The following is a 21,877-nucleotide window of genomic DNA, read 5'->3' on the forward strand; positions in this document are numbered from 1 at the left end:
TGGGGAAGGCCCGCGCACGGCCTAGAACGGCACCCCGCAGTGCAGCATCACGTTCGCGTACGGACGGACCTCGCCCGTACGGACCACGAGGCGCGCCCCACGTGCCCGGGCCTTGAACTCCTCGTGCGGAACGAGTTCCAGGGACGGGAAGAGCCCGTCGAGGAGGGCGGACGCCTCCGGGTTGCGGTCCTTGATCTCGGAGGCCGCCATGGCGCCCTCGGTCTCGAGCTCGTCCAGCAGGCCGGAGAGCACCTCGGCGAAGGGCGGCACCCCCGCGCGGAAGGCCAGGTCGACGATCATCAGGCCCGGCGCCACCGGCACCGGAAATCCCGCGTCGCAGACGACGACGCGGTCGGTGTGGCCCAGCATGGCCAGCGCGCCCGCGAGGTGACGGTTGAGGATTCCCGACTTCTTCATTGGGGTGCCGGCTCCTTCTCCAGTTGCGGTCCGGTCCGGTCCGGTCCGTTCGGTTCGCCGCCGGGCGGCGGCCGGCCAGTTGCCCGTCGGCCGCCGCCGCCCCGCGTGCCTGCTTCCGGCCGGGGCGGGTGACCTGCCCCGGCGGCCGGTCAGGAGTACCGGCTGACGTTCCTCTTGTCCACGGTGACGACCGGGACCATGATCTCCTGGTCGGGGTCGCTGCCCTCGATCTTCCGGATGGCGTTGCGTACGGCCATCTTGCCCAGCTCGGCGGGCTGTTGGGCGATCGAGGTGTTGAGCGTGCCCTTCTGGATGGCCTTGAAGCCGTCAGGGGTTCCGTCGAAGCCGACGACCTTGATCTGCTTCCCGGCCCTGCCGCCCAGCGCCTTGATCGCGCCCAGGGCCATCTCGTCGTTCTCGGCGAAGATGCCGGTGGCCTCGGGGTGGGACTGGAGCAGGTTGGTGGTGACGTCGAGCCCCTCGGCGCGGTCGAAGTTGGCCGACTGCTTACCGACGACCTTGATGTCCGGGTACTTCTTGATCGCGGACATGAAGCCCTTGCCACGCTCGCGGGAGGCGGAGGTGCCCGGCTGGCCGCGCAGGACGAGGATGCTGCCCTGCTCGTCGAGCTGCTTCGCGAGCTGCTCGGCCGCCTTCTTGCCGCCGTTGACGTTGTCGGAGGCGACGGTCGTGGCGACCTTCGCCTTGTTCACGGCACGGTCGACGGCGACGACGGGGATACCGGCGTTGGCCGCGGCCTTGACCGGAGGCCCGGCGGCGTCGGAGTCGACGGGGTTGACGATGATCGACTTCACGTTCTGGCTGGTGAAGTTCTGCAGCTGGTTGGCCTGCTGGGACGCGTCGTTCTGGGCGTCCTGGACGTTCAGTGAGGCTCCCTGCGCCTTGGCCTCCTCCTCCGCGCCCTTCTTCATCTCCACGAAGAACGGGTTGTCGAGGGTCGAGAGGGCCAGCCCCAGCTTGATGTCCTTCTTCTCCCCGGACTTGGCCGAGCCGCTGCCGCAGCCCGTGGCGGCTGCGCATATCAGAGCCGCGGCTGTCACTACGGCATACGTGCTCTTTCTCTTGCTCATTGCTGCATTCCTTGCAGTCGACGGCAGTGAAATGAACGGCGCGCTGTCCCCCGAACGCACAGAGATCATGCGCGACGACGGAGTGTATCGAGGAGCACCGCAAGAGCAATCACTGCCCCGATAACGACCTGTTGCCAGAAAATCGAGACTTCCAGCAGATTGAGACCATTGCGGAGGACCGCGAGGATAAGGGCGCCGATGAGCGTTCCGGACGCTTTTCCGACACCGCCCGCGAGGCTCGCGCCGCCGATCACCACCGCGGCGATGGCGTCCAGTTCGTACCCCGTGGCCGCCTGCGGCTGCGCGGAGGCCAGCCGCGAGGCCAGCACGATCCCGGCGACGGCGGCGAATGCGCCGGAGAGCCCGTAGATGACGAGCTTCTGACGCCGCACCCGGATTCCGGAGAGCCGCGCGGCCTCCTCGTTGCCGCCGATCGCGTACATCGAACGGCCGCTGTAGGTACGGGCGAGCACCAGCGAGGTGATGCCGCCCATCACCACGAGCACCACCAGCGGCAGGGGGAACCAGCCGCCGAGCGTCTCGCCGACCGTGGCGACGGAGGCGGGAAGCGCGATCGGGGTGCCCTCGGAGAGCACGAGCGAGAGGCCACGTCCGACGGAGAGCATCGCGAGGGTCGCGATGAACGGCGGCAGCTTGCCGTAGGCGATGAGCCCGCCGCTGACGAGGCCGCATGCGACGCCCGTACCGACCGCGAGCAGCACGGAAAGCCAGACCGGGAGGCCTTCCTTCGTCGAGGTGTAGCCGAGCATGATCGCGGAGAGGGCGGCGACCGAGCCGACCGACAGGTCGATGCCTCCCGCGACGACGACGAAGGTCACCCCGAAGGCGAGGATCGCGGTCACGGCCGCCTGCACGCCGACGTTCAGCAGATTCTGCGTGCTGAGGAAGTCGGGGGACATGGCCGCCAGCACGACGGTCAGTACGACGAGTCCGCTCAGCGCGCCGTTCTCCAGGAGGACCTTGCGCAGCACCGGCTTCGCGTCACTCAGGGCACCGCCGGGACCGCCCCCGGGACCGCCCCCCTTCGAGGGGCCCTTGCCCAGGCGGTGCTGTCCCTGACCGTGCCCGTCGCCGTGGCCCTGCCCGCTGCTGCTGTGGATGTCAGTGGCCACGGAGGCCCTCCTTGTCCTTGGTCTTCGACGCGGGCGTGCCCTGTTCGTGCGCGGTGCCCACGGCGAGCCGCATCACGGCGTCCTGAGTCGCTTCCCGCGCTGCGAGTTCGCCCGCGATGCGGCCCTGGGCCATCACGAGGACGCGGTCGCTCATGCCCAGCACCTCGGGGAGGTCGCTGGAGATCATCAGCACGGCGTGGCCCGACGCCGTGAGTTCGTTGATGAGCTCGTAGATCTCGACCTTCGCGCCGACGTCGATGCCGCGCGTCGGCTCGTCGAGGATCAGCACTCTGCTCTGTGCGAGCAGCCACTTGCCGATGACGACCTTCTGCTGGTTGCCGCCGGAGAGGGTGCCCATGCGCTGGCCGAGCCCCGACATGCGTACGTTCAGACGCCCGGCGATGCGGCTCGCGGACTCCTGCTGGCCGGTCAGGTTCACGAAGCCCGCGCGGCTTGCCCGGCGCAGCGTGACCAGCCCCAGGTTGTCCTCCACGGAGGAGTCAGGCAGCAGACCCTGGCCCTTGCGGTCCTCCGGTACGAGCCCGATGCCGGCGGCGAGTGCGGCGTTGATGTCGTGCCGGCGCAGCCGCCTGCCCTGCACCTCGACGGTGCCCGAGTCGTACGGGTCGGCGCCGAAGACCGCACGCGCCACCTCCGTACGCCCGGCGCCCACCAGCCCTGCCAGGCCCACGACTTCGCCCGCACGCAGCTCGAAGCCGACTCCGGAGAAGCTGCCCGCACGCCCCAGCCCGGAGACGCGCAGCAGCGGCGCCTCCGCGTTCCCGGAAGTGGCGCGCGGGGTGCCGGTCTCCCGCGGGTACTGCTGCTCGATGCTGCGCCCCACCATCATCCGTACGAGGTCGTCGCGCGGCGTCGATGCGGGTGTCCGTCCGACGCTGCGGCCGTCGCGGAGCACGGTGACGCGGTCGCCGAGCGCGGCGATCTCCTCCAGGTGATGGGTGATGAAGACGATGCCGACGCCGTCGGCGCGCAGCCTCCGTACGAGGTCGAAGAGCTTCTCGACCTCGTCGGCGGTGAGCGCGGCCGTCGGCTCGTCCATGATCAGCACACGCGCGCGCAGGCTCAGCGCCTTGGCGATCTCGACCATCTGCGAGCGTGCGACGCCCAGTTCGCGTACGGGCGTGTCCGGTGGGATGTCGACGCCCACGCGGCCGAGCACCTCGGCGGCGTCGGCGTTCATGCGGGAGCGGTCGAGCAGCCCGAAGCGGCGGGGCTGCCGGCCGAGGAAGATGTTCTCGGCGACGCTGAGATGCGGAACCAGGTTGAACTCCTGGTGCATGGTGGCGACTCCGAGGCGTTCGGCGTCGCCCGCGCTGTGGATGCGCACGGGCTTCCCGTCGCGCAGCACGCGTCCGGAGTCCGCGCGGTGGACGCCGGAGAGGACCTTGATGAGGGTGCTCTTGCCGGCGCCGTTCTCGCCCAGCAGTACGTGCACTTCGCCTTCGTGCAGGTCGAAGTCGACGCCGTCGAGGGCGACCACTCCGGTGAAGGTCTTGCGGATGCCCTCGGTGCGCAGCAACTCCCGGGAAGGTGGGGGGTCGGGCGTGCTCAACGGTTCTTCCCTTCGCTCTCGCCGCAGGAGCGGCGCGTGACAAGGCGGGCGGTGAGGGTGACGGACTCGGCGCTGCGGCCCTCGACCAGGTTGATCAGGGCTTCCACGGCGCGGTGTCCCAGCTCGCCGGTCGGTTGTGCGATCGCGGTGATGGGCGGATCGGTGTGCAGGAACCACGGGATGTCGTCGAACGCGGCCAGCGCGATGTCGTGGGGGACGCGCAGGCCGCGGCGGCGCAGTTCGTCCATCGCGCCCAGTGCCATCAGGTTGTCCGCGGCGAAGACGACCTCGGGGGGCTCGGGCAGATCGAGGAAGGCCGCCGTCTCCCGTCTGCCGCTCTCGGTCTGGAAGTCCCCCTGGCCGGTGTACTCCGGGGGCAGCGGCAGTCCGTGCGCGTCGAGCGCCGCGCGGAAGGCGGCCACGCGTTCGTCGCCCGTGGTGGTCTCGCTGGGGCCGCCGATGATGGCGAGGCGCCGGTGGCCCAGTGCGTGGAGGTGCGCGACGAGATCGTGGACGGCGCCGCGTCCGTCCGCGTGCACGACGGGCACGTCGAGGCCGCGTATCCAGCGGTCGACGAAGACCATGGGGGTGCCGGCGGCCGCCGCGTCCCGGATCATCGCGTTGCCGCCGTCGGTGGGGGAGACCAGCAGGCCGTCGATGCGGCGCTCCAGGAGAGTGCGCACATGGTGTTCCTGAAGTGCCGCGCGTTCGTCGGCGTTTCCGATGATGACGCTGTAGCCGCGCTCACGGGCGGCGTCCTCGACGGCCCGGGCCAGCTCCGTGAAGAACGGGTTGAGCACGTCGCTGATGACGAGGCCGAGAGTGCGCGTCTGATGCGTCCTCAGGGAGCGTGCGACGGCGTTGGGACGGTAACCGAGCTGGGTGACGGCGGTCAGCACGCGCGAGCGGGTGTCCGGGCGCACGGCCGGGTGGTCGTTGAGCACCCGGGAGACCGTGGCGACCGAGACCCCTGCGTGGGATGCAACGTCCTTGATGCTGGTCAACTGCCGCGCCCGCCTTGGATCCTGACCGTCGTGGTAACGATTACATCCGACATGAGAAGGGACGGCACCGCGTCAGCACAAGGGTTCTACATCCGATCGTGACAAGGCTCCCGACGCGGTCCGTGACGCGGCACGTGACACCTGCCGGAGGCGTCCGTGCCGGGGCGTGACCGGGTCGTCCACAGGCCTGACGCGTTGTCGGTGGCGGGCATTACGGTGATCGTCATGCAGCTGAGGTACAGCTTTCGCCTGTACCCGAACGGTCCTCAGCGTGCCGCGCTGGCCAGGGCGTTCGGGTGTGTGCGGGTGGTCTACAACGACGCGCTTCGCGCCCGGGAGACCGCCCGTGCCGCAGGTGAGGTGTTCCCGAAGACAGGAGACCTGTCCAAGCTGCTGATTACCGAGGCGAAGAAGACCGAAGAGCGCGCCTGGCTCGCCGAAGTCTCCGCCGTCGTTCTTCAACAGTCCCTCCGGGACCTGGACGCCGCCTACCGGAAGGGCAAGCGCCCCCGCATGGGAGCACCCCGCTTGAAGTCCCGTAAGGACTATCGGCAGGCAGCCAGAGACAAAGCCGCGAAGTTCAGTCGCAGGTTCGTGCGCATCGGCCGGTTCGAGCCGACCTCTCAAGTCTGCTCAGTCTGCGGCGTCAAGGACGGCCCTAAGCCCCTACACGTCCGCATCTGGGAGTGCGAAGGGTGCGGGGCCGTCCTCGATCGAGACGTCAACGCGGCGGTCGACGTCGCCAAGGCCGCCGGACTGGCGGTGTCAGCCTGTCGAGCGCAGGTAAGACCGGGACCCATCCCGGCACAGCGCGTTGAAGCAGGAACCCCCCGAGACGGTCAACCGACCGTGGTAGGAATCCCCGGCACCTAGGCCGGAGAGCGGAAGTCAAGGTCTGTCACATGTCCTTCCAGAACGCCGTGCTCGAAGGGGTCCTCGAACGCATCACGTATGCCAACGAGGACAACGGATACACCGTGGCCAGGGTCGACTCCGGCCGCGGCGGCGGCGAACTGCTCACGGTCGTCGGCTCGTTGCTGGGCGCGCAGGTCGGCGAGTCGCTGCGCATGGAGGGCCGCTGGGGCTCCCACCCGCAGTACGGCCGCCAGTTCACCGTGGAGAACTACACGACGGTCCTGCCGGCCACCGTGCAGGGCATCCGCCGGTATCTCGGCTCCGGCCTGATCAAGGGCATCGGCCCGCGCATCGCCGAGCGCATCGTCGACCACTTCGGCACGGGCACGCTGGAGGTCATCGAGTCCGATCCGCGCAAGCTGATCGAGGTGCCGGGCCTGGGCCCGAAGCGCACCGGGAAGATCGCCGCCGCCTGGGAGGAGCAGAAGGCCATCAAGGAGGTGATGGTCTTCCTTCAGGGCGTCGGCGTCTCCACCTCGATCGCCGTGCGGATCTACAAGAAGTACGGGGACGCCTCGATCTCCGTGGTGAAGAACCAGCCCTACAGGCTGGCGGCGGACGTGTGGGGCATCGGCTTCCTCACCGCGGACCGCATCGCGCAGTCCGTCGGAATCCCCCACGACAGCCCGGAGCGCGTCAAGGCCGGTCTGCAGTACGCCCTTTCGCAGTCCACCGACCAGGGGCACTGCTATCTCCCCGAGGAGAGGCTGATCTCCGACGCGGTGAAGCTGCTCCAGGTCGAGGTGGGTCTCGTCATCGACTGTCTCGGCCAACTCGCCGCGGAGGAGGAGGGGGTCGTGCGCGAGACGGTCCCCGGCGAGGACGGGCAGCCGGTCACGGCCGTCTATCTCGTGCCCTTCCACAGGGCGGAGCTGTCACTGGCGGGTCAGCTCCGCCGGCTGCTGCACGCCCCGGAGGACCGGATGCCAGCCTTCCAGGACGTCGACTGGGAGGCGGCGCTCACTTGGCTCGCGGAGCGCACGGGCGCCGAGCTGGCGCCGGAGCAGCGGCAGGCGGTGCGGCTGGCGCTCAGCGAGAAGGCGGCGGTGCTGACGGGCGGGCCAGGTTGCGGCAAGTCCTTCACGGTGCGGTCGGTGGTGGAGCTGGCGCGGGCGAAGAAGGCGAAGGTCGTCCTCGCGGCGCCCACCGGCAGGGCCGCCAAGCGGCTTGCGGAGCTGACCGGGGCGGAAGCCTCCACGGTGCACCGGCTGCTTGAGCTGAAGCCCGGAGGGGACGCCGCGTACGACCGCGACCGCCCCCTCGACGCGGACCTGGTGGTGGTCGACGAGGCGTCGATGCTCGATCTCCTGCTGGCCAACAAGCTGATCAAGGCCGTGCCGCCGGGCGCCCACTTGCTGCTGGTGGGCGATGTGGACCAGCTGCCGTCCGTCGGCGCCGGCGAGGTGCTGCGGGACCTGCTCGCCGAGGGCGGCCCCGTCCCGTCGGTGCGGCTGAAGCGGATCTTCCGGCAGGCGCAGCAGTCCGGTGTGGTGACCAATGCCCACCGCATCAATTCCGGAGCGCAGCCCGTCACCCACGGATTGAGTGATTTCTTCCTCTTCCCCGAGGACGACTCGGAGGAGGCAGGGAAGCTCACCGTCGACGTCGTGGCCCGCCGCATCCCCGCCAAGTTCGGGCTCGACCCCCGCCGCGACGTACAGGTGCTCACGCCCATGCACCGCGGCCCGGCCGGCGCCGGGACGCTCAACGGGCTGCTGCAGCAGGCGGTGACCCCGTCCCGTCCGGATGTTCCGGAGAAGCGCTTCGGCGGGCGGGTCTTCCGCGTCGGTGACAAGGTCACCCAGATCCGCAACAACTACGAGAAGGGCGCCTGCGGCGTCTTCAACGGCACCGTCGGCGTCGTCACCGCCCTGCACGCGGAGGACCAGCGCCTGACGGTCCGTACGGACGAGGACGAGGAGGTGGCCTACGACTTCGACGAACTGGACGAGCTTGCCCACGCGTACGCCGTCACCATCCACCGGTCCCAGGGCAGCGAGTACCCGGCGGTGGTGATTCCCGTCACCACGGGTGCGTGGATGATGCTCCAGCGCAATCTGCTTTATACCGCCGTCACACGGGCAAAGCGTCTTGTGGTGCTTGTGGGGTCGCGGAAGGCGATCGGGCAGGCAGTCCGCACCGTCTCCGCGGGCCGCCGGTGCACGGCCCTGGACCACCGGCTGCTGGGGGCCGCGGCGCCCGGCGCGGTCCCCGGCTGTTCCAGGGGGTGACCGGCGCCGCGTGGAGGGTGCAGGATATTGAGAAGAAGACGGCACTGCGTGCCATCAAAGAGCCCTTTGGCCGACCCCGAGTGCACCGCACCGCGCTCAGTGGGAGACAGTGGAAAGGGTCAGGGCACCTCGAAGAAGAGGCACTACGTCGGTGAGGGAAGACGTGAGCGACAACTCTGTAGTACTTCGGTACGGGGACGATGAGTACAGCTACCCCGTGGTCGACAGCACGGTAGGCGACCGTGGTTTCGACATCGGCAAGCTGCGCGCCGAGACCGGTCTGGTGACCCTGGATTCGGGCTACGGCAACACCGCCGCGTACAAATCCGCCATCACCTACCTCGACGGCGAGGGCGGGATCCTGCGTTACCGCGGCTACCCGATCGAGCAGCTGGCGGAGCGAGGCACGTTCCTGGAGACGGCCTACCTTCTGATCCACGGCGAACTTCCCACCGTCGACCAGCAGGCCTCCTTCAAGGACGAGATCACCCGCCACACCCTGCTGCACGAGGACGTCAAGCGTTTCTACGACGGATTCCCGCGCGACGCCCACCCGATGGCGATGCTCTCGTCCGTGGTCAGTGCGCTGTCGACCTTCTACCAGGACAGCCACAACCCGTTCGACGAGGAGCAGCGGCACCTATCGACCATAAGGCTGCTGGCGAAGCTGCCGACGATCGCCGCCTACGCCTACAAGAAGGCCATCGGCCACCCCGTGGTCTATCCGCGCAACGACCTCGGCTACGTCGAGAACTTCCTGCGGATGACCTTCTCCGTGCCGGCCGCCGAGTTCGAGCTCGACCCGGTCGTGGTCAACGCCCTCGACAAGCTCCTGATCCTGCACGCCGACCACGAGCAGAACTGCTCCACCTCGACGGTGCGGCTGGTCGGCTCCTCGCAGGCGAACATGTTCGCCTCGATCTCCGCCGGCATCAACGCCCTGTGGGGGCCGCTGCACGGCGGCGCCAACCAGAGCGTTCTGGAGATGCTGCAGGGCATCCAGGCGTCGGGCTCCGACGTCGACACCTTCATCCGCAAGGTGAAGGACAAGGAGGACGGCGTAAAGCTGATGGGCTTCGGCCATCGCGTCTACAAGAACTTCGACCCGAGGGCGAAGATCATCAAGGCGGCTGCGCACGATGTCCTCTCGGCTCTCGGCAAGAGCGACGAACTGCTGGACATCGCCCTGCGCCTGGAGGAACACGCCCTCAGCGACGACTACTTCGTCGAGCGGAAGCTCTACCCGAACGTCGACTTCTACACCGGCCTGATCTACCGGGCCATGGGATTCCCGACCAGCATGTTCACCGTGCTGTTCGCGCTCGGCCGGCTGCCCGGCTGGATCGCCCAGTGGCACGAGATGATCAAGGAGCCCGGTTCGCGCATCGGGCGTCCGCGGCAGATCTACACCGGTGTCGTCGAGCGCGAGTACGTGCCCATCGAATCCCGCTGATCCCACTGACCCACGGGTGACGTTTGCTGTACAGTGCGTGACGCCCCCTTGGGAGACGTCCGCGGAAGGCCCCATCCAAGCGGATCGGGGCCTTCCGTATATGCAGATCCGCAGAGAGACATAGGTCACAGAAATTGGGGGGTAACCATTGTCCAGGGTCGGACGTCTAACCGGGTGGCAGCGGCCCCCCGGCGGAGCCGCCGCCACTGCCGAGTGCGTCTTTGGGGGACGGACCCGGTGAGCAGAATCGGCAAGCGTGCCCGGGGAGCTTTGAGCGGCCCTCCCGTCCGTACGTGCAGCCAGTAAGCACCCGGCCAGGATCCCGTGGGGGGAATCCGTGACCGGGAAACGGAAGCGCCCCGTCGACAGGCCCGTGGGGGGACCTGATCGGCGGGGCGCTTTTCGGTACCCGGGTGTGGTCGCCCGGGTGTCCCCGCGGGGATGCGGATGGGTGGAGTTGGTAATTCCGGATTTCCCCCGCCAAGGGTGGCGCGTACGGACATAGGGGCGGGCAGCCGTCACACCATCTTCACTTTCCCCTCACGTGTGAGGCCGTGCCCGGTCGCCAGGGCAGCCCTGACCGGGTCACTTGAAACGGCGCAGCCGCAGGCTGTTGGTGACCACGAAGACCGACGAGAAGGCCATCGCCGCCCCCGCGATCATCGGATTGAGCAGCCCGGCGGCCGCGAGCGGCAGAGCGGCCACGTTGTAGCCGAAGGCCCACCAGAGGTTGCCCTTGATGGTGCCGAGCGTCCTGCGGGCCAGCCGGATCGCGTCCGCCGCCACCCGCAGGTCTCCCCGCACGAGGGTCAGGTCGCCGGCCTCGATCGCCGCGTCCGTGCCCGTGCCCATGGCCAGGCCCAGATCGGCGCCGGCCAGGGCCGCCGCGTCGTTGACCCCGTCGCCGACCATCGCCACGGTGCGGCCTTCGGCCTGCAGCCGGCGCACCTCGCCGGCCTTGTCCTCCGGCAACACTCCTGCGATCACAGCCGATCCGGTGGGCTCGATGCCGACGCTGCGCGCCACCGCCTCCGCGACCGCCCTGTTGTCGCCCGTCAGCAGCACCGGTGTGAGGCCCAGTTCGCGCAGTTCCCGTACGGCCTGGGCGCTGGTGTCCTTCACCGTGTCCGCGACGGTCAGCACGCCCCGTACCGCACCGTCCCAGCTGACCACGACGGCCGTACGGCCCGCCGACTCCGCCGCGGTCATCGCCTCGGCCAGGCGGGCCGGCAGTTCACCGGCCGCACGTCCGACCTGCACGGCCCGGCCCTCCACCGTGCCGCGCACACCGAGCCCGGCGAGGTTCTCGAAGCCCTCCGGGGTGGGCAGCGGCGGCGCCTGCGCGCCGGCGCGCTCCCGCGCGCCCCGCGCGATGGCGCGTGCGATGGGGTGCTCGGAGGCGTCCTCCAACGCACCGGCAAGCCGCAGCAGTTCGTCCTCCGTGACGCCCTCACCGGGGACGGCGTCGTGGAGTTCCATGCGTCCGGTGGTCACGGTGCCGGTCTTGTCGAGTACGACGGTGTCGATGCGGCGCGTGGACTCCAGCACCTCCGGGCCCTTGATCAGGATGCCGAGCTGCGCTCCGCGTCCCGTGCCGACCATCAGCGCTGTGGGCGTGGCAAGTCCGAGCGCGCAGGGGCAGGCGATGATCAGCACCGCCACGGCCGCGGTGAACGCGGAGGCGGCGTCGCCCGTGGTCAGAAGCCAGCCCGCGAGGGTCGCCGCGGCCAGCACCAGCACGACGGGTACGAACACGGCCGACACCCGGTCGGCGAGCCGCTGCACGGCGGCCTTGCCGCTCTGCGCCTCCTCCACGGTCCTCGCCATCCGGGCGAGCTGGGTGTCCGAGCCGATCCGGGCCGCGGTCACGACCAGTCGTCCGGAGACGTTGACCGTCGCCCCGGTCACCGTGTCTCCCGCGGCCACGTCGACCGGCACGGACTCGCCCGTCAGCATCGAGGTGTCGACCGCCGACGCGCCTTCGGTGACGGTGCCGTCCGTGGCGACGGTCTCTCCGGGGCGTACGACGAAGCGGTCGCCGACGGCCAGCCGTGAGACGGGAATCCGTTCTTCGGCACCGTTCCGCAGCACCGCGACGTCCTTCGCCCCCAGCTGCATCAGCGCACGCAGGGCCGCTCCCGACTTCCGCTTGGCGCGGGCCTCCAGATACCTGCCCAGCAGGAGGAACGTCGTTACGCCCGCGGCGACTTCGAGATAGAGAGCGGAGGAACCGGCCCCCGAGCCGGGGGAGAGGGTGAAGTCGAAACCGTGACGCATGCCCGGCATCCCGGCGTGCCCGAAGAACAGCGCCCACAGCGACCAGCCGAAGGCCGCCAGCGTGCCGACCGTGATCAGCGTGTCCATGGTGGCCGCGCCGTGGCGCAGGTTCGTCCAGGTGGCGCGGTGGAAGGGCAGACCTCCCCAGACGACCACGGGCGAGGCGAGCACGAGGGAGAGCCACTGCCAGTTGTCGAACTGCAGGGGCGGCACCATCGACAGCAGCACGACCGGCAGGGACAGCACCAGCGCGACGAGGAAACGCTGCCGCAGTGCGGCCGGCTCGCCCGCCCGGGGGTCGCCCTCCCCTGAGGCGTCCGCGCCGGGGTCCGCCGGACCGGTCTCCGAGCGGCCGGTCCCCGCGCCGGGTTCGGCGCGCGGTCCGGGCGTGGACGGGACCGGGGAGGGCGGCCGGTGTGCCGAATAGCCCGTGCGCTCCACCGTGGCGATGAGGTCGTCCACGGACACCGCGTCCGCGTACCGGATCTTCGCCTTCTCCGTCGCGTAGTTGACGCTGGCGGAGACGCCGTCCATGCGGTTGAGCTTCTTCTCGACCCTGGCGGCGCACGAGGCGCACGTCATGCCGCCGATGGACAGTTCCACGCTCTGCGGTGCGGCGGGTGCCTCATGTTGCGTGGTGCTGGTCATCGTGGTGCTCCCGGGAGCGATGGGGTGGGGATGCGGATGCGGGGCTCACGCCGTGTCCTGGGCCCGCCCGGTCAGTTCGAAGCCGGCCTCGTCGACCGCCGCGCGTACCGCCTCGTACTCCGGCTCGGCGGCGGAGGTGACCGTGACCTCGCCGGCGGAGGCGACGGCCTTCACGGAGGACACGCCCTCGATCTCCGAGATCTCGCTCGAAACGGCGCCCTCGCAGTGCCCGCAGCTCATGCCGCTGACCTTGTACGTGGTGGTGACTGTGCTCATCGTCGCTCCCTGGTCATGCCTGGTTGTCCTTGGTTCCTGTGCTCCAGTGGGGCACGGAGACAGGAACCACTATACCCCCCCTAGGTATTTCCGCCGTGCTGTGGCGCGGGTCCGAATATGACAGAGGCCCCGGCGCCCGTCCCCACGGAGACCCGAGAGGATCTCGATGGGAGACGGGCGCCGGGGCTCCCGGCCTGCCTCGCAGGACGGTGACGCCGGTGCGTCCGCCGACCGCGCCCTCAGCGCCCTCCACGGTGTCCGGGACGGCGCGTGACCCAGGCCCGGACGGTGTCCGCGTACCAGAACGGCTTGCCGCCCTCCACGAGGTCGGGCGGCGGCAGCAGGCCGTGCTTGCGGTACGAGCGCACCGTGTCCGTCCGGACTCCGATGTGCGCGGCGATGTCCTTGTACGACCAGAGTCGTCGATCGGGCAACTTGGCACCTCCCACAGGGACCACAGAAGCGGCTGTTGATCATCAGCCTGTGCCCGGTGAACGACGCTGAGTGACCGACGGGGAGGGCCTGTTGAAGGTCTGTGACGTACCGACCGGGTAATGGTGACGCTCGTGACAGGGTTCCGACACGGTCCCGCGCTGCGTGCGGTACGCCTGCGGCGGCGCCCCGCGTGCTGCCCGCACGGCGCCGGCACAGCGCGGGGCGCGGCCGGCGCCGGGTGCCGCGGGCCGGCCTCGCGGCACGTCAAGTCCCGCGCTTCGGGGGCCACTTGGGCGGCACGCCAGGCCGGTGCCAGGCCGGTGCTGTGACCGGAAAGGCCCACCGGCTCGCGATGCCCGGCACGGCACCTCGGCCCCCTGGACTGCGTCCGGGAGGGGGCCCTCCCGCTAAGTCAGGGGGTGTGCCCGGGTGTTGTCGGAGTCGGCGTACTCCCTCCCCTGGCTTCGCATGGGGGACCCCAGGGCTTCGCATGCGGCCCCAGCCCTGCGGCATGGGGCCCGGCACGAGGACGATCTCCCCCGGACCCCGTCCGGGGTACCCCACCGCCTTGCGGTGGGGGCCCCGCAGCGCAGCGAGGGGGAGTCCCCGGCTCGTCGACCCGCGAAGGTCCGCCGGGACGCTCCCTACGCGCCGCAGCCGCGCAGAAACCGCCGTGTGCGGCGGGCGATCGGCAAGGGCTGGTCCGGCGGGCACGGGTACATGTCCTGCTCGACGATGGCGAAGAGATCCACGCCGAGACCCTGTGCGGCGGTGAGCACCGGCTCCATCGCCGGTACGCCCAGCGGCGGTTCGCACATCACGCCCTGCCGCACGGCCGGCCCGAAGGGCGTCCCCTTCTCCACCACGTCGGAGAGGACCGCCGGATCGACCTGCTTGAGGTGCAGATAGCCGATCCGCTCGCCGTAGGTCTCGATCAGCTTGACGCTGTCGCCGCCGCAGTACGCGTAATGGCCGGTGTCCAGGCAGAGGTTGACCAGGCCGGAGTCGGTCGCGTCGAGGAAGCGCTCCACGTGTTCCTCGGTGTCGATGTGGGTGTCCGCGTGGGGATGCACCATGATCTCCAGCCCGTACTTCTCGCGTACCTCGCGGGCCAGGCGCTCGGTGCCGCTCGCGAGGTGGCGCCACTGCTCCGCGGTCAGTTCGCGCGGTTCGATCTCCTCGGCCGTCTTGTCGTCCCGCCAGAAGGACGGGATGACGACGAGGTTGCTCGCGCCCATCGCCCTTGTCAGAGCGGCGACTTGGCTGACGTGTTCCCACGTGGCGTCCCACACCGCGGGGCCCCGGTGCAGCGAGGTGAAGACGGTCCCGGCGGAGACCTTGAGGCCGCGTGAGCCGACCTCTTCGGTGAGGCGGGCGGGGTCGGTGGGGAGGTAGCCGTACGGGCCCAGTTCGATCCACTCGTAGCCGGCCTCGGAGACCTCGTCGAGGAAGCGCCGCCACGGCACCTGCTCGGGGTCCTCGGGGAACCAGACGCCCCAGGAGTCGGGTGCCGAGCCGACCCGGATGCGGTCGAGGGAAGGGGTCGCAGAAGTCACTGAGGGCTCCTCGCTCTACGTACGTCTTGCGTGTGATGTCACGGGCCGGAGGGTCGCGCGCAGCGACGGGCCGAGCCAACTCGGTGGGCGCGGCCACTGTCAAGAGTATGTAAGGACAACGTTTCATACGGACTAAACGAACCATCGCCTTGCACTGCAGACGTCAGTATGTAAGGACAAATCATTGACAGGTTTTGCCGTCAGCGCCGACGATGAGGAGGCCGGGCGCCGGGAGGGGCGCTCGGCGAGGGAACGACCCAGGAAGGGCATCCATGGCAGTCACGGAAGAGCCGCACGACGTCATCACGATGGGCCGCATCGGCGTCGACATCTACCCCCTCCAGACCGGCGTTCCGCTGCCGCAGGTCGAGACGTTCGGGAAGTTCCTCGGCGGCTCCGCCACCAACGTCGCCGTGGCCGCCGCCCGGCTCGGGCACACCAGCGCCGTCATCAGCCGCACCGGGAACGACCCCTTCGGCGAGTACTGCCATCAGGCGCTGCGCGGTTTCGGCGTGGACGACAGGTGGGTCACGCCCGTGAACAGGTATCCCACCCCCGTCACCTTCTGCGAGATCTTCCCTCCCGACAGCTTCCCGCTGTACTTCTACCGTGAGCCCAAGGCTCCCGATCTCGAACTCGTACCCGAGGACCTCGACTTCACCGCGATCGCGTCCGCGCGCATCTTCTGGGTGACGGGCACGGGGCTGTGCGCGGAACCGAGCCGCACCACGACCCTCACCGCGCTCGAGGCCCGCGCGGAGAGCCGCCTGCGGCACCCGGGCGGCGAACCCGCGGCGACCGTCTTCGACATGGACTGGCGGCCCATGTTCTGGGGCGCGCACACCGGGGACGCCGACGAACCAGGGGACGCCGAGGAGGCCGGGCAGGCGGTCATGGCGGAGGCACGCCCGTACTACCGGCAGGCACTCGCCAACGCCACCGTCGCCGTCGGCAACCTCGACGAGTGCGAGGTCGCCACCGGTACCCGGGAGCCGGACGCCTGCGCCGACGCCCTGCTGGAGGCGGGCGTCGAACTCGCCGTCGTCAAGCAGGGCCCCAAGGGGGTGCTCGCCGCGCACCGCGACGGCACCCGTGCTCAGGTCCCCCCGCATCCGGTCGAGGTCGTCAACGGACTCGGCGCGGGCGACTCCTTCGGCGGCTCGCTCTGCCACGGGCTGCTCGCCGGCTGGGACCTGGAGTACACGATGCGGTACGCGAACGCCGCCGGGGCCCTCGTCGCCTCGCGGCTGGCCTGCTCGACCGCGATGCCCACGCCCGGCGAGGTCGAGGAACTCCTGCGGGGCTGACCCGCGCCGCCGCTCCGCCACGGCCGGCCGCCAGGCCGTGCCACGCCACGAAAGCGAGCAACTCCCTTGAGCAGCATCAGCATCTGTGACCTCGTCGCCGTACGGGCCCGGCACCCGGAGGCGATCGCGGAGGCTGCCGCCAGACGCGCCCGGCGTCCCCTGGTGGGCGAGAGCGGCCGGCTGATGATCGTCGCCGCCGACCACCCGGCCCGAGGTGCCCTGGGCGTCGGCGGCAGCGAACTGGCCATGGCCGACCGCGCGGAGCTGCTGGAACGGCTGACGCTGGCGCTGTCCCGCCCGGGAGTCGACGGCGTACTGGCCACGGCCGACATCCTGGAGGACCTGCTGCTTCTCGGCGCCCTCGAGAACAAGATCGTCATGGGGTCGATGAACCGGGGAGGGCTGGCCGGCGCCACGTACGAACTCGACGACCGCTTCACCGGATACCGCGCCCAGGACATCGAACGGCTGCGCTTCGACGCGGGCAAGGCGCTGGTACGCATCGACTACGGCGACGCCGGTTCGCTGGCCACGCTCCACTCCACCGCGCGCGCCGTCGACGACATGGCGGAGCGGCGGCTGCCCGTCTTCATCGAGCCGTTCATCTCCCGCCGCGTCGAAGGCAAGGTCCGCAACGACCTGAGCGCGGAGGCGGTCGCCCGCTCCATCGCCATCGCCTCCGGTCTCGGCGGCACGTCCGCCTACAGCTGGCTGAAGCTTCCCGTGGCCGAGGACCCCGACGACATGGCATGGGTGTGCGGGACCTCGACCCTGCCGGTCGTGCTGCTGGGCGGCGAGACGAACGGGGACCAGGAGGGCGCGTACGAGAAGTGGCGTACGGCGCTGCGCATGCCCACCGTGCGCGGTCTGGTCGTCGGACGGTCCCTGCTGTATCCGGCCGACGGCGACGTGGCGGGCGCCGTGGACACCGCGGTCGGGCTGCTGTGAGCCGAGCACGCGCAGGACTCCGAGAACCCCGGGAAAGCCCAGGCCCCGTGGCGGCAAAGGCCCCCGGGAAAGCACAGCCCCGAGAAACCCCAGGACCCCGAGGACGGTGCACATGACACGCAGCGAACTGCATCTGCCGGCGGGCAGCGCGGCCGCGGCCCCGTACACGCTCGACATCGATCCCGAGAGGGCCGGGTGGGGCTACTCCTCGCTTCGCGTCCTGGAGCTGGAGCCCGGCGGCAGCCACGAGTTCGGCGCGGGGGAGAGCGAGTGGATCGTCCTGCCGCTCAGCGGGGGCTGCACCGTCGCCGCCGAGGGTGAGACGTTCCAACTCCACGGCCGCACAAGCGTCTTCGACGGCGTGAGCGACTTCGCGTACGTCCCGAGGGACGCCGCGGTGAGCATCAGCAGCGACGGGGGCGGCCGCTTCGCGCTCACCGGCGCCCGCTGCACGCGCCGGTTCCCCGCGCGCTACGGGCCCGCCTCGTCCGTCCCCGTCGAACTGCGCGGCAGGGGCAACTGCTCCCGGCAGGTCAACAACTTCGGTGCGGCCGGGGTGTTCGAGGCCGACCAGCTCATCGCCGTCGAGGTGCTCACACCGGGCGGCAACTGGTCCTCGTACCCGCCGCACAAGCACGACGAGGACCGGCCCGGCGTGGAGAGCGAACTGGAGGAGATCTACTACTTCGAGATCGCCCCGCACCGTACCGAGGACGTCGCCGGCTCCGCGGAGATCCCGGGCCTCGGCTACCAGCGGGTCTCGCCGTCCGGTCCGCGCAGCGGCACCGACGTGCTCGCCGAGGTCCGCGACGGCGACGCGGTGCTGATTCCCGACGGCTGGCACGGCCCGTCGATCGCCGCACCCGGCCACGACATGTACTACCTGAACGTGATGGCCGGACCGGGTCTGGAGCGGGCGTGGCTTATCTGCGACCATCCAGACCACGCCTGGATCCGAGGCAGCTGGGAGGAGCAGCCTGTCGATCCAAGGCTGCCGCTCTACCACGCACCGACAGTGGAAGGGGAGAGGGGAAAGTGAACTCAGTACCGGGAGGCGCCGGCACCGAAGGCCGGACCGGACGCCGTACCGAACGCGGCACGCGGCGCCTCACCGTCGCGCAGGCACTGGTGCGCTTCCTCGCCGCCCAGTACACCGAGCGCGACGGGCGGCAGCACCGCCTGATCGACGCCTGCTGGGGCATCTTCGGACACGGCAACGTCGCCGGCATCGGCCAGGCGCTCGTCGAGAGCGGCCAGGGCGACGACGCACCGCTGCGCTACCTCCAGGGCCGCAACGAGCAGGCCATGGTGCACGCCGCCGTCGGCTACGCCCGCCAGAACAACCGCCTCTCCGCCCACGCCGTCACCACCTCCATCGGCCCCGGAGCCACCAACCTCGTCACCGGCGCGGCCCTCGCCACCGTCAACCGGCTGCCCGTGCTGCTGCTCCCCGGCGACATCTTCGCCACCCGCACCGCCGACCCCGTGCTGCAGCAGCTCGAAGTGCCCGGCGCCGGCGACGTGTCCGTCAACGACGCGCTGCGGCCCGTATCCCGCTACTTCGACCGCGTGCACCGGCCCGAGGCGCTGATCCCCGCCGCCCTGCAGGCCATGCGCGTCCTCGCCGACCCCGCCGACACGGGAGCCGTCACGCTGGCGCTGCCGCAGGACGTGCAGGCGGAGGCGTACGACTGGCCCGCGGAGTTCTTCGCCGAGCGCGTCTGGCACGTACGCAGGCCGGGCCCGGAGCCCGCCGAGGTCGCGGCCGCCGCCACCGCCGTGCTGGACGCCCGCAGGCCCCTGATCGTCGCGGGCGGCGGCGTGCACCACAGCGAGGCCGAGGACGCACTGCGGGCGCTGGCCGACGCCACCGGCATCCCCGTCGCCAGCACCCAGGCGGGCAAGGGATCGCTGCGCTTCGACCACCCCTGCGACGTGGGAGGCATCGGCCACACCGGCACCGCCGTGGCCGACGACCTGGCGCGCGCCGCGGACCTCGTCATCGGCGTCGGCACCCGGTACAGCGACTTCACCACCGCCTCGAACACGCTCTTCGCCGAACCGGACGTGCGCTTCCTCAACCTCAACATCACCCCGTTCGACTCGCACAAGATGAGCGCGCTGACGCTCGTCGCCGACGCCCGCGCCGGCCTGGAGGCCCTGACGGGCGCCCTGCTGGGACACCGCGTCGCCGCCTCGTACGAGGAGGAGTTCGCCCGGGGCAAGGCGGAATGGGAGCGGGCCGTCGACTCCGCGTACGCCGCGAAGGACGAGGGCGCCCGCCCCACCCAGGCCCAGGTGCTGGGCGCCCTGGACGGTGTCGTCGGCGACGACGACGTCGTCATCAACGCCGCGGGCTCCCTCCCCGGCGACCTGCACAAGCTGTGGCGCGCCCGCTCACCGCGGCAGTACCACCTGGAGTACGGCTACTCCTGCATGGGCTACGAGATCCCCGGCGCCATCGGCGTCCGCCTCGCCGCCCCCGACCGGCCGGTGTGGGCCCTCGTCGGCGACGGCACGTATCTGATGCTGCCGGGCGAGATCGTCACCGCCGTGCAGGAGGGCGTCAACATCAACATGGTGCTGGTGCAGAACCACGGCTACGCCTCCATCGGCGGCCTGTCCGAGCAGACCGGCGCCGAACGCTTCGGTACCGCCTACCGCTACCGGGCGGCCGACGGCTCGTACACGGGCGAGCCGCTGCCCGTCGACCTGGCCGCCAACGCGGCATCGCTCGGCCTGGACGTCATCCGCGCGGAGACCGTCGGCGAGCTTCGTACGGCTCTCGCGCGGGCGCGCGCCTCCGAGCGTCCCACGTGCGTGTACGTCGAGACCGACACCGGCCCCTCGGCGCCGGCTCCGCCCGGGGCCGCGGCCTGGTGGGACGTCGTCGTCGCCGAGACGTCCGGCCGTCCGGCCGCGCGCAAGGCACGCGAGGAGTACGAACGCCACGCGGCCGCCAGGCGCCGCCACTTGTGACGGGCACGCGGGCACGACGGAACAAGCCGGGTCACGTCACACCTCAACAGCCCTGTACAGCAACCGGCTTCGCAACCACCACAGAAAGCAGAGCCACGACATGAAGACCCTCGGCCACTGGATCGGCGGCAAGGCCGTCGAGTCCGTCTCCGGCAACGTCGGCCCCGTCTACGACCCCGCCACCGGCACGCAGCCCACACAGGTCGCGCTCGCCTCGGCCGAGGAGGTCGACTCGGCCGTCGACGCGGCGCGGCGCGCGTATGCGGAGTGGTCGGTCAGCTCGCTGGCCAGGCGCACCGCCTTCCTCTTCAAGTACCGCGAACTGCTCGACGCGCACCGCGACGAGATCGCCGCGCTCATCACCTCCGAGCACGGCAAGGTGCACTCCGACGCGCTGGGCGAGGTCGCCCGCGGCATGGAGATCCTCGAACTGGCCTGCGGCATCCCCGAGAAGCTCAAGGGCGAACTTTCCACGCAGGTCTCCACACGCGTCGACGTCGCCTCCATCCGCCAGCCGCTCGGGGTCGTCGCCGGCATCACGCCGTTCAACTTCCCCGCGATGGTGCCGATGTGGATGTTCCCGCTCGCCATCGCCTGCGGTAACACCTTCGTCCTGAAGCCGAGCGAGAAGGACCCGTCCGCGCCCTACCGTCTCGCCGAACTCGCCGCGGAGGCGGGCCTGCCGGACGGTGTGCTCAACGTCGTCAACGGCGACAAGACCGCGGTCGACCGGCTGCTGTCCCACCCGGACGTCGCGGGCGTCAGCTTCGTCGGGTCGACGCCGATCGCGAAGTACATCCAGTCGGAGGCCGTCGCGCACGGCAAGCGGGTGCAGGCGCTGGGCGGCGCGAAGAACCACATGCTCGTACTCCCGGACGCCGACCTGGACTTCGCCGCCGACAACGCCATCAACGCCGCCTACGGTTCGGCGGGGGAGCGGTGCATGGCGGTGTCGGTGGTCGTCGCCGTCGGCGACACCGGCGACGAACTGGTGGCGAAGATCGCCGACCGTGCGCACAAGCTGCGCATCGGTCCTGGCGACGACCCTTCCTCCGAGATGGGCCCGCTGATCACCCGCGAGCACCGGGACAAGGTCGCCTCATACGTGGGCGGCGCGCGCGACCAGGGTGCCGACGTCGTCGTGGACGGCACCGGATACACCGTCGAGGGCCGCCCCGAGTGCGCGGACGGCTTCTTCATCGGCGTCTCCCTCCTCGACAAGGTCTCCCCGGACATGGACGCCTACCGGGACGAGATCTTCGGCCCGGTGCTGTGCGTCGTACGGGCGGACACCTACGACGAGGCGATCGCCCTCATCAACGGCAGCCGCTGGGGCAACGGGACCGCCGTCTTCACCCGCGACGGCGGCGCCGCCCGCCGCTTCCAACTGGAGGTCGAGGCGGGCATGGTGGGCATCAACGTGCCCATCCCGGTCCCCGTCGGCCACCACTCCTTCGGCGGCTGGAAGGACTCCCTCTTCGGCGACCTGCACATCTACGGCAACGACGGCATCGCCTTCTACACGCGCGGCAAGGTCATCACCACCCGCTGGCCCGACCCCGCCGAGAGCGGCGGCATCAACCTCGGCTTCCCCACGTCGTCGTAGCGGCTCGGCGTTCGCAGCAGCTCGTGCA

The 21,877-nt window shown here is 70.5% G+C and carries 15 protein-coding genes and 1 pseudogene; 8 read left to right on the top strand and 8 right to left on the bottom strand.

Annotated features, from left to right (window positions below; translation table 11 throughout):
* Window positions 1-21: 21 nt before the first annotated feature.
* From rbsD to AN215_RS16115, 4 genes and pseudogenes are all read right to left on the bottom strand, one after another.
* Window positions 22-417, bottom strand: coding sequence for a D-ribose pyranase (gene rbsD, locus AN215_RS16095; protein ID WP_070013674.1), 396 nt, complete (start codon window positions 415-417; stop codon window positions 22-24).
* A 149-nt stretch (window positions 418-566) separates the two neighbouring features.
* A pseudogene (locus AN215_RS30415) lies at window positions 567-2,572 on the bottom strand (ABC transporter permease/substrate-binding protein).
* 58 nt (window positions 2,573-2,630) lie between these two features.
* Window positions 2,631-4,214 carry a sugar ABC transporter ATP-binding protein gene (locus AN215_RS16110; protein WP_070013676.1) on the bottom strand — a complete coding sequence of 528 codons (1,584 nt, stop codon included), beginning with the start codon at window positions 4,212-4,214 and terminating at the stop codon, window positions 2,631-2,633.
* Complete coding sequence (locus AN215_RS16115) at window positions 4,211-5,218, bottom strand: LacI family DNA-binding transcriptional regulator (RefSeq protein WP_070013677.1); 1,008 nt, start codon at window positions 5,216-5,218, stop codon at window positions 4,211-4,213. Before AN215_RS16115 ends, AN215_RS16110 begins: the two co-directional genes overlap by 4 nt.
* A gap of 225 nt (window positions 5,219-5,443) precedes the next feature.
* Between AN215_RS16115 and AN215_RS16120 the strand changes: the two genes are divergently transcribed.
* The 3 genes from AN215_RS16120 (at window position 5,444) to AN215_RS16130 (ending at window position 9,817) form a co-directional block, all read left to right on the top strand.
* Complete coding sequence (locus AN215_RS16120; protein WP_070013985.1) at window positions 5,444-6,091, top strand: helix-turn-helix domain-containing protein; 648 nt, start codon at window positions 5,444-5,446, stop codon at window positions 6,089-6,091.
* 29 nt (window positions 6,092-6,120) lie between these two features.
* Window positions 6,121-8,364 carry an SF1B family DNA helicase RecD2 gene (gene recD2 / locus AN215_RS16125; RefSeq protein WP_070013678.1) on the top strand — a complete coding sequence of 748 codons (2,244 nt, stop codon included), beginning with the start codon at window positions 6,121-6,123 and terminating at the stop codon, window positions 8,362-8,364.
* Window positions 8,365-8,527: 163 nt separating this feature from the next.
* A complete protein-coding gene (locus AN215_RS16130; RefSeq protein ID WP_070013679.1) occupies window positions 8,528-9,817 on the top strand; it encodes a citrate synthase in 1,290 nt (429 codons plus the stop codon).
* Window positions 9,818-10,402: 585 nt separating this feature from the next.
* Here AN215_RS16130 and AN215_RS16135 read toward each other — a convergent pair.
* From AN215_RS16135 to AN215_RS16150, 4 genes are all read right to left on the bottom strand, one after another.
* The gene (locus tag AN215_RS16135) at window positions 10,403-12,742 is read right to left on the bottom strand and encodes a heavy metal translocating P-type ATPase (RefSeq protein ID WP_070013680.1); all 2,340 of its coding nucleotides are present in this window, start codon (window positions 12,740-12,742) and stop codon (window positions 10,403-10,405) included.
* Window positions 12,743-12,787: 45 nt separating this feature from the next.
* Window positions 12,788-13,018, bottom strand: coding sequence for a heavy-metal-associated domain-containing protein (locus AN215_RS16140; protein ID WP_070013681.1), 231 nt, complete (start codon window positions 13,016-13,018; stop codon window positions 12,788-12,790).
* Between the two features lie 239 nt (window positions 13,019-13,257).
* Window positions 13,258-13,452, bottom strand: a complete 195-nt coding sequence (locus tag AN215_RS16145) for a helix-turn-helix transcriptional regulator (RefSeq protein WP_070013986.1) — start codon at window positions 13,450-13,452, stop codon at window positions 13,258-13,260.
* A gap of 645 nt (window positions 13,453-14,097) precedes the next feature.
* A complete protein-coding gene (locus tag AN215_RS16150; RefSeq protein ID WP_070013682.1) occupies window positions 14,098-15,009 on the bottom strand; it encodes a sugar phosphate isomerase/epimerase family protein in 912 nt (303 codons plus the stop codon).
* A gap of 272 nt (window positions 15,010-15,281) precedes the next feature.
* On the opposite strand from AN215_RS16150, the gene iolC reads away from it, so the two are divergent.
* The 5 genes from iolC (at window position 15,282) to AN215_RS16175 (ending at window position 21,849) form a co-directional block, all read left to right on the top strand.
* Entirely contained in the window at window positions 15,282-16,316 is a 1,035-nt protein-coding gene (gene iolC / locus AN215_RS16155; protein WP_070013683.1) for a 5-dehydro-2-deoxygluconokinase, read from the top strand.
* A gap of 66 nt (window positions 16,317-16,382) precedes the next feature.
* Window positions 16,383-17,264, top strand: a complete 882-nt coding sequence (locus tag AN215_RS16160; protein WP_070013684.1) for a Cgl0159 family (beta/alpha)8-fold protein — start codon at window positions 16,383-16,385, stop codon at window positions 17,262-17,264.
* A gap of 112 nt (window positions 17,265-17,376) precedes the next feature.
* On the top strand, window positions 17,377-18,303 hold the full coding sequence (iolB, locus tag AN215_RS16165; protein ID WP_070013685.1) for a 5-deoxy-glucuronate isomerase: 927 nt from the start codon (window positions 17,377-17,379) through the stop codon (window positions 18,301-18,303).
* A complete protein-coding gene (gene iolD / locus AN215_RS16170; RefSeq protein ID WP_079123106.1) occupies window positions 18,300-20,243 on the top strand; it encodes a 3D-(3,5/4)-trihydroxycyclohexane-1,2-dione acylhydrolase (decyclizing) in 1,944 nt (647 codons plus the stop codon). Before iolB ends, iolD begins: the two co-directional genes overlap by 4 nt.
* Before the next feature lie 100 nt (window positions 20,244-20,343).
* Window positions 20,344-21,849: a CoA-acylating methylmalonate-semialdehyde dehydrogenase gene (locus AN215_RS16175; protein WP_070013686.1), complete on the top strand. Its 1,506-nt coding sequence runs from the start codon at window positions 20,344-20,346 to the stop codon at window positions 21,847-21,849.
* Window positions 21,850-21,877: the final 28 nt, after the last annotated feature.

The sequence above is a fragment of the Streptomyces abyssalis genome (assembly GCF_001751365.1).
Taxonomy (GTDB): domain Bacteria; phylum Actinomycetota; class Actinomycetes; order Streptomycetales; family Streptomycetaceae; genus Streptomyces; species Streptomyces abyssalis.